We start from the raw sequence: 7,384 nt of genomic DNA, 5'->3' as shown, positions 1-7,384 counted from the left end.
CAGCTTTTTATTACTCGCAATACCTAATTCCAATTATTTTTAAGTTTATTTACATCAAACAAACTTCCATTCTTAAAACCAATCACTTACAAACACTCAAAAATCGAACTGAACTGCTCTTGACCAGACAGTGAACCACCGTTCCTGCTTCCAAACCCATTCGCTCCATCGATCCACGGGTGATTTCAACCAATAACGGAAATCCAACATCGACCAGGCAAAAAACCTTTTTGCCCATTTCTTTTATTGAAGAAATTACCCCCTGCAACTGGTTACGGGTAGAGATGGAGTCGACACGACCAAGCGAAAGGCTGATACTTTGCGGGGCAATACTGAATATTAACTGATCATCGGGAAGCACTTGCCGGTCAATATCTATTACCAGGTAGTTGGATGGATAGTCACAATAATAATAAAATGCGGTCAAGCCATTGATTATATCGATGCTTTGGGCCTTCAGTCGGACAGCATTAATTTCCTCCTCATGCTGAAGAAGTGGACGAACAATCGGATCAAAGAGTAGATCAAGGTAATTACCTGAACCGAGTAATCTGCCTTGATCAAGCACCATCAGTTGATTGGTCAGCATCAGTAGGTCGCCAATATCATGGCTGACCACCCATATGGGCAGGCTGTATTTTTCGTGAATCCGAATCAGGTAAGGTATTATATTACGTCTCAAACGTTGGTCAAGAGCCGAGAATGGTTCATCAAGCATTAAAACCTGGGGCGAACTCAACAACATGCGACCAATGGCTACCCGTTGTTTTTCGCCACCTGAGCATTGATCGGGCTTCTTATCCAACAGGTGCCCGATCTCCAATAAGCCAACAACCTCCTGAAAATTAATGGAGGAAGTGGAATTGTAGCCGTAAAGTAAGTTTTTTCGAATCGACATGTGCGGAAACAAACGTCCTTCCTGGAAGACCAGTCCAATTTTTCGATTTCGAACCGGAACATTTATCTTACATGAACGGTTATAAAATTCGCGCCCATGAATGATGATTTGACCTTCATCGGGATGTTCAATACCTGCCAATAATTTTAATAAGGACGATTTTCCTGATCCGGAGGGACCAAATATTCCAACAACTCCGTCGGGAATGGAATCATTCATTTGCAACAAGAAACTTCCCCTGCGGTATTTAATATCAACATCGGCCGTGGCACTCATAAACTAACAGATTTTTGATAGCGGCGATTAATCAACTCTGAAGTCAGCATGGCAACAAACGATATAACAATAGAAATAAGCATCAAGCGAAAAGCCTCCCCTTCTTTTCCGGGAGTTTGCATAGCCGAAAATAAAGCCAGCGGAATGGTACGTGTTTCTCCAAAAATATTGCCTGCAAATGTGATCGTGGCACCGAACTCACCCAAACTTCGTGTAAAACTTAATAAAAAGCCGCTCAAAATACCAGGAAAAGCCAACGGAACGGTAATGCTTAAAAACACCCTGAACCGACTGGCTCCCAAAATCGCCCCAGCATCTTCCAGCCGTTTATCCACCATTTCAACCGCCTGCTTAACGGCCCGGACGGCCAACGGGAAAGACACAATAATAGATGCCAGCACAGCAGCGGCAAAGCTGAATGCGATTTTGATACCAAACTGCGCTTCAAAAAATGGCCCCAGCAAACCGTTTGCTCCAAACACTAAAAGCAAAATATAGCCTGTCGTAACTGGTGGCATCACCATTGGAACGTGTAAAAAAGCCTCAACAACGGCTTTCAGCTTAAAATCCTTGCGTGCCAGCAACCAGCCGGCAACAACGGCAAAAGGCAAAGAGACAAAAGCACAAAGCAATGATACTTCAACTGACAGTCCCAAGGCCGACCTTTCGGCTTCGGTAAGAATGATATTTAAAGTGTCTATCAATCTGTGGTAAATGAATAATTTAACATTACTTTCTTTGCTTCGGACGAACACAAATAATCGTAAAACTGTCTCGCCAAACTTTTCTGAGAGATGAGCCCCTGGTAATATTCCACCGGAAGGTGTGATTCATTACGAAAAGTAAAAATAACCTTCACCTTTTCGGATTGAAGCGCGTCGGTTTTATAGACGATGCCAAAATGAGCTTCACCTAATTCAACCATCATTAATGCTGAACGGACATCGGTGGTTTGAAAAAGCTTTTCTCTCACATCCACTTGGTAATAGCCGAACACTTGCATGGCATATTTCCCAGCAGGAACATATCCCGGATCACCGATGGCAATTTTACTTTCGGTATATACTAATAAGGAGTCAACTTTTTCAAACTGAAAATCCCTGTTGATTGGTGAAACCAGCACCAAATCGTTTGTTGCAAAAACAGCTGTTTCCTTTGTCTTTCCCTTTTCAACCAAATAGTCCATCCAGTTTTTATCAGCCGAAAGATACACATCTGCGTCAGCGCCCTGTTCAATTTGCCGAGCCAGCGTTCCGGACCCCGCCAGATTCAGTCTGACGGTTATATCATACTCCTTTTCAAATTGGGCTGCCACCTCTGAAATCACATCCGTTAAACTTGCTGCGGCAAAAACCGTGATTTCAAGTGCTTTGTCTTTTTCACTTCTGGAACAGCAAAAACAAAGGAATACTATTAAAAGGTATGTGATTTTCCTCTGCACCATAAATTTAGCAGGATTCCTGCAATATATTCAGGTTTTCATCGACCCAATCTTTCAAATTCGCCACAAAACAAACCATCCGGTCAATTTCCTCATCCGTTGGCTCCAGCGTTTCCAACACTTCCAACGAACAGAAATTCATGAACTTGTTGTAAAACCGGCTTTCTTCCGTAAACGCTTCCGGCACTTCATGCTTCTTTTTCAGCATCCGCAACATCCTGCTAATGCTGGAATGTTCAGGTAAACTGCCATCTTTGCTAATCAATGCCGTGAGAAATCCTTCCAAAGCAAGACCAACCAAATTGTAATAAACCAGGTTGCCAAACGGACGACCTTTTTTCTTAGCTCCAACGGTCGTTTTATAGTAAGCTTCTGCTTCCGAATAATAACCATTCCATGTTTCCATACCTTTCCGTTTTTTTTAGATGAATTTTACTTTAACAACATCAAGACCTCGTTGAAATCCATGGTCTTTTCAGCCTTTTGGGCAGCGTCTTTCATCCGAGAAACGACATCGGTTAGTTGCTCCTTTGAAATTAAAATTCCTTTCGAACGCAAAAAATGGTTGAGCCCGCCACTTCCCGAATGCTTTCCGAAAACCAACTCGGTTTCGCGTCCAAAATCTTTTGGATTGAAGGCCTGGTAGCTAAGTTCATCCTTTACCAAACTTCGACAATGGATGCCTGATTCGTGGCGGCAAACCATCTCACCAACAATCGGTTTGGATTCGTGTATTTTGCGCCACGACAAATCGGCAACTGTTTTACAAAGGGTTTGCAGCTTATCGAGCTGAATTCCACAATCGGTTTGTGCCGACACTTTCATAGCAGCCACCACTTCTTCCAGGCAAGCATTTCCGGCACGCTCGCCCAGTCCGTTCACCGTGACACTGGCCGAAGAGCAGCCTGCCAGTGCAGCTGAAACCGTGTTCGCAGTAGCCATTCCCAGATCATTGTGCCCGTGAAATTCGAAATCAAATCCTGGGAAATGTGTATTCAACCATTTGAAAAGATCCATCGTTGAAAGCGGATTAAGCGTTCCAACCGTGTCGGCAATACGAATCCGATCTGCCCCATAAAACAAACAAGTTGAAATAAACTCATGGAGAAAGCTCGTATCAGCGCGACTTGCATCTTGAGCACCAACCGCTATGAAATCAAAGCGCTGACGCGCAAAAGCCATCATGGGACGAATGCGATTCATCACCCAGTTCCGATCTTTGTCAATAGCCCTTTGCTGAATATCAGAAACGGGAAACGATATATTCATTCGTCCGGCACCGGTTTTTTCCGCTGCCAGCATATCTTCTTCAGTCGCCCGCCCCCAGCAGGTAGATTCAAAATTAAAACCAGACCGGACAATCTCGCAGATCACCGCCTGCTCGTTCTCCCCCATCATTGGCATACCTACTTCAAGCTCCTTCACGCCGGCTTCGTCGAGCAAAGCGGCAATCTTCAGCTTTTCATTCAAACTGAAAACCACTCCGGGGGCTTGTTCGCCATCCCGGAGAGTTGTATCAATGATATGTAATTGACTTTTATGCATGGAATTAGTTAATTAGGATATGAACATTTATCGGACATGTCTTATTAGTCAGCGATCAAGTACTCGTCAACGGCATTGCCTTCTTCTAATGCATCCAAAATCTCGTCGATTCGTTCTTCAGTGATCGCTCCGTACCAGAAATTGTTGGGTTGAATGACCATGACCGGCCCCTGAGAACAAACATTCAAACAGGCGGTGGACGATACGGCTGCATCAATTCCGCGGTCGTTACACTCTTCCATGATGTATGGAACAAAATTGGCCGCACCGTTCTTATTACAGAACCCTTTGGCATCGCCGGCAACCCGGTACGAGTTGCAGACTAAAATGTGAAATTCAGGTTTTTTCATTGTTTTGAAATATTAAGAGGTTGATTTTCTCTTGGTTCTTGTCATGCTGTCCACAGTTGCAGGATAAGGATCTCCTACAATCTGCTCCCACTTACAGACCCTGAAACAAGTTCAGGGTGACTCACCCATCGGGGGCTGGCATCATCCGCAGCCAGTTCCGCTTCCCGAGCATTCAGCACCACACCGGAAAACATCTACTTTTTTGATGGTTTTCAGATTTTTGCCTTTGTACACCGCATCCAACCCATCATCAATTAAACCCGTCATTTCTACGATTTTGATTCCCGAACGTCCGATGATAGATGAAGGTGAGGGGCCGATACCGCCAACGAGAAGCGCCCGGCAATCCTTTAAGCTTTCACCCAAAGCCGTCCAACGCAAATTGCCGGTTCCTGACGGTGGTGCCCGGCGCTCCTCAACCAAACGGTATCCCGAAGGCGTTTCTTTATATATATATAATGAGTCGGCTTCGCCAAGGTGTTGATTCACCAGCATACCCTCGTTACTCGCCACCGCCACAAACGGGCGATTTTCATCCATCGAAACCGATAAATTGGCAATGTCAGATAAAAGCTTGGCAGCTTCCGGGTCATCTTTGCCCAGCAAACCGACTGCATCGGCACGGCAGCGTGCGCAGTGAGTCATAGGGTCGATATGTTTGCTGATTTCAGTACGAATCAACTTCATCATGGCTGGAGATGGTTCGGTGAGGTTTTCGAAAGGTGTGTCAGCAACCGGGTACATCGGGATGCAATTCATCAGGTCAGCTCCCATCGCCTTTACCGACATGCCGATATCGCCAACCAAATGATCGTTGATTCCAGGGATAACAATGGTGTTGGTTTTTACAGTGATGTCATACATCTTCAGCATCCGGATGGCTTCCAATTGTTTTTCCAGCAATAGCTTCGCTCCCTCAGCTCCGATATAACCTCGCTTGTCGAAACGCACCCATTTGTATATATTTTTGGTCACTTCCGTATCCAACGCGTTCATGGTGATGGTCACATGGCTCACTTTAAGATCTGCCAGCGCATCCACATAAGGCGCCACATTCAAACCGTTGGAAGAAAGGCACAGGATCATCTCCGGAAACTCCTTTCGGATCAGGCGCAGCGTGGTCATGGTTTCAACAGGATTGGCAAACGGGTCGCCGGGCCCGGCAATGCCCACCACGGAAAGGTGCGGCATTTTCTCCTTCAACTTAACCAGGTAAGTGAGCGCCTGCTCTGGCGACAACACTTTACTTGTCACTCCCGGACGGCTTTCGTTGACACAGTCGTTATCTCGTTTGCAGTAGTTGCATTGAATATTACATTTGGGGGCTACCGGCAAATGTACCCGGGCATATTTTCCTTTTGCCTCTTTGCTAAAGCAGGGATGTTTTTCAACGTCAATCATAGCTTTTTAGTTTTTGTGGGTCCTTTTAATGATCGGATGACTTGAAGTCATCCGATCACGATTCTACATATATTTATACCCGACCGGTGAATGGTCTTGTTTATATTCCATTAAAGTGTTCACAATTTTATCGAACAGCTCCTGCGTACCGGCATAGCCAACATGTTTGATTCGTTGCCCGCCCAAACGGTCGTGAATGGGAAAGCCGCAGCGAATGATTGGAACTTCCAGCTCGCGGGCAATATAATAGGCTTTGCTGTTTCCGATGAACAAGTCGGGTTTGTTGCCCAGACACCAATCATGGATTTTTTCGTAGTCGAAGTTGTTTTTAGCCATAATACTTTCGCCACGCTCCGGACAATACGTCCTGATTTCTTCTTCCAGCTTGCCGCTTTCGCCTCCGGTTGCCGCCAACGCCACATCAATCCCAATTTCATCCAGAAAAGTGGTCATCGCAACCACAAAATCTTCTTCTCCATAAACCACCGCTTTCTTTCCAAAGACGTATTTATGTCCGTCGGCGTAAGAATCAATTAATCGGCCGCGTTCACCTTGATGCTTTGCCGGAATTTCCCTTCCGCTGACTTTTTTAAGCGTATTGAAAAAAACATCGGTTAATTTTACTCCGATAGGGAGCGGCATGCGGTGATTCTCAACACCAAATTCTTTTTCGAGGTAAGCAGCACCAGTTGGTGACAGGTTTTTACTTTTGACTCTACCGGAAAGGCTGCCCTGATTTAGGATCGTTCCAAACTCGACGGAAGCAACCGCCGATCCGCATGTTTCAATGGCGCTAACCGGAGTTCCACCATCAGGAATCCGCTTATAAGCTCCCCAAATCGGGCTGTCCAATGTTTCTGAATAATCGGGAAGCAGGACGAAATCCAGTTCAAAATCATTCAGTATCTGTTTCAATTGACGGATATCTTCGGTAGATACAAAACCCGGGAACAGATTGATGTGCCCTCCTTTTTGGCCAGCTTTGGCAAAGGTTTTTATTGTTGAAGCCACTGCTTCGTGAAAACCATCCATGTGGGATCCCTGATAACTGGGAGTGGAGGCGGTGACAAATTGGGGCAAATCCTTCAGCCCCGTGTCCTTCCGGTAATTTTGCATATAAAAATTCACATCATCGCCAATGGTTTCCGAGAGACAGGTTGTTGCCATGGCCACCACTTCTGGCCTGTATTGGCTAATCACATTGTCAAGTGCCGTGTAGCAGTTAGCGCCGCCGCCAAAAATGGTGGCTTCTTCGGAAAAGTTTGAAGACGCAATATCCACCGGTTCTTTGTAATGACTGATGAGGTAACGGCGGATGTAAGTCGCGCACCCCTGCCCGCCATGAATAATGGGAACACATCCGTGAATGCCTTTGAAGGCAATGCTGGCACCAAGCGGTGCGCAGAGTTTACAGGCGTTTCGGGTAGCCGTGAATTCTTTGGTTGATTTTATGACAGGTGCATTTTCAGACAT

Annotated in this window: 8 protein-coding genes; all 8 read right to left on the bottom strand. The window is 45.6% G+C overall.

All coding sequences use genetic code 11. The annotated features are described in order from the left end of the window. Window positions 1-82 precede the first annotated feature (82 nt). Window positions 83-1,174, bottom strand: a complete 1,092-nt coding sequence (gene modC / locus AAC033_RS11340; protein ID WP_339738139.1) for a molybdenum ABC transporter ATP-binding protein — start codon at window positions 1,172-1,174, stop codon at window positions 83-85. Beyond that, window positions 1,171-1,878, bottom strand: coding sequence for a molybdate ABC transporter permease subunit (gene modB, locus AAC033_RS11335; RefSeq protein WP_339738137.1), 708 nt, complete (start codon window positions 1,876-1,878; stop codon window positions 1,171-1,173). The genes modC and modB overlap by 4 nt, the downstream gene beginning before the upstream one ends. Next, window positions 1,875-2,618 carry a molybdate ABC transporter substrate-binding protein gene (gene modA, locus AAC033_RS11330; protein WP_339738135.1) on the bottom strand — a complete coding sequence of 248 codons (744 nt, stop codon included), beginning with the start codon at window positions 2,616-2,618 and terminating at the stop codon, window positions 1,875-1,877. Before modA ends, modB begins: the two co-directional genes overlap by 4 nt. A 4-nt stretch (window positions 2,619-2,622) precedes the next feature. Further along, on the bottom strand, window positions 2,623-3,021 hold the full coding sequence (locus tag AAC033_RS11325; protein WP_339738133.1) for a hypothetical protein: 399 nt from the start codon (window positions 3,019-3,021) through the stop codon (window positions 2,623-2,625). A gap of 26 nt (window positions 3,022-3,047) precedes the next feature. Beyond that, a complete protein-coding gene (locus AAC033_RS11320; RefSeq protein ID WP_339738131.1) occupies window positions 3,048-4,160 on the bottom strand; it encodes a hypothetical protein in 1,113 nt (370 codons plus the stop codon). 44 nt (window positions 4,161-4,204) lie between these two features. Next, a complete protein-coding gene (locus tag AAC033_RS11315; RefSeq protein WP_339738129.1) occupies window positions 4,205-4,510 on the bottom strand; it encodes a (2Fe-2S) ferredoxin domain-containing protein in 306 nt (101 codons plus the stop codon). Window positions 4,511-4,651: 141 nt separating this feature from the next. Next, entirely contained in the window at window positions 4,652-5,911 is a 1,260-nt protein-coding gene (locus AAC033_RS11310) for a radical SAM protein (RefSeq protein WP_339738127.1), read from the bottom strand. Between the two features lie 63 nt (window positions 5,912-5,974). After that, window positions 5,975-7,384 carry a nitrogenase component 1 gene (locus tag AAC033_RS11305; protein ID WP_339738124.1) on the bottom strand — a complete coding sequence of 470 codons (1,410 nt, stop codon included), beginning with the start codon at window positions 7,382-7,384 and terminating at the stop codon, window positions 5,975-5,977.

The sequence above is a fragment of the uncultured Sunxiuqinia sp. genome (assembly GCF_963974515.1).
Taxonomy (GTDB): Bacteria; Bacteroidota; Bacteroidia; order Bacteroidales; family Prolixibacteraceae; genus Sunxiuqinia.
Note: the sequence above shows the minus strand (reverse complement) of the source record. Positions and strands in the feature narration are given on the sequence as shown.

Bases quoted from the DNA above. Each gene is read 5' to 3' on its own strand.
- modC (WP_339738139.1), bottom strand. From the start codon at position 1,174: ATGAGTGCCACGGCCGATGTTGATATTAAATACCGCAGGGGAAGTTTC.
- modA (WP_339738135.1), bottom strand. From the start codon at position 2,618: ATGGTGCAGAGGAAAATCACATACCTTTTAATAGTATTCCTTTGTTTT.
- AAC033_RS11325 (WP_339738133.1), bottom strand. From the start codon at position 3,021: ATGGAAACATGGAATGGTTATTATTCGGAAGCAGAAGCTTACTATAAA.
- AAC033_RS11320 (WP_339738131.1), bottom strand. From the start codon at position 4,160: ATGCATAAAAGTCAATTACATATCATTGATACAACTCTCCGGGATGGC.
- AAC033_RS11315 (WP_339738129.1), bottom strand. From the start codon at position 4,510: ATGAAAAAACCTGAATTTCACATTTTAGTCTGCAACTCGTACCGGGTT.
- AAC033_RS11310 (WP_339738127.1), bottom strand. From the start codon at position 5,911: ATGATTGACGTTGAAAAACATCCCTGCTTTAGCAAAGAGGCAAAAGGA.
- AAC033_RS11305 (WP_339738124.1), bottom strand. From the start codon at position 7,384: ATGTCTGAAAATGCACCTGTCATAAAATCAACCAAAGAATTCACGGCT.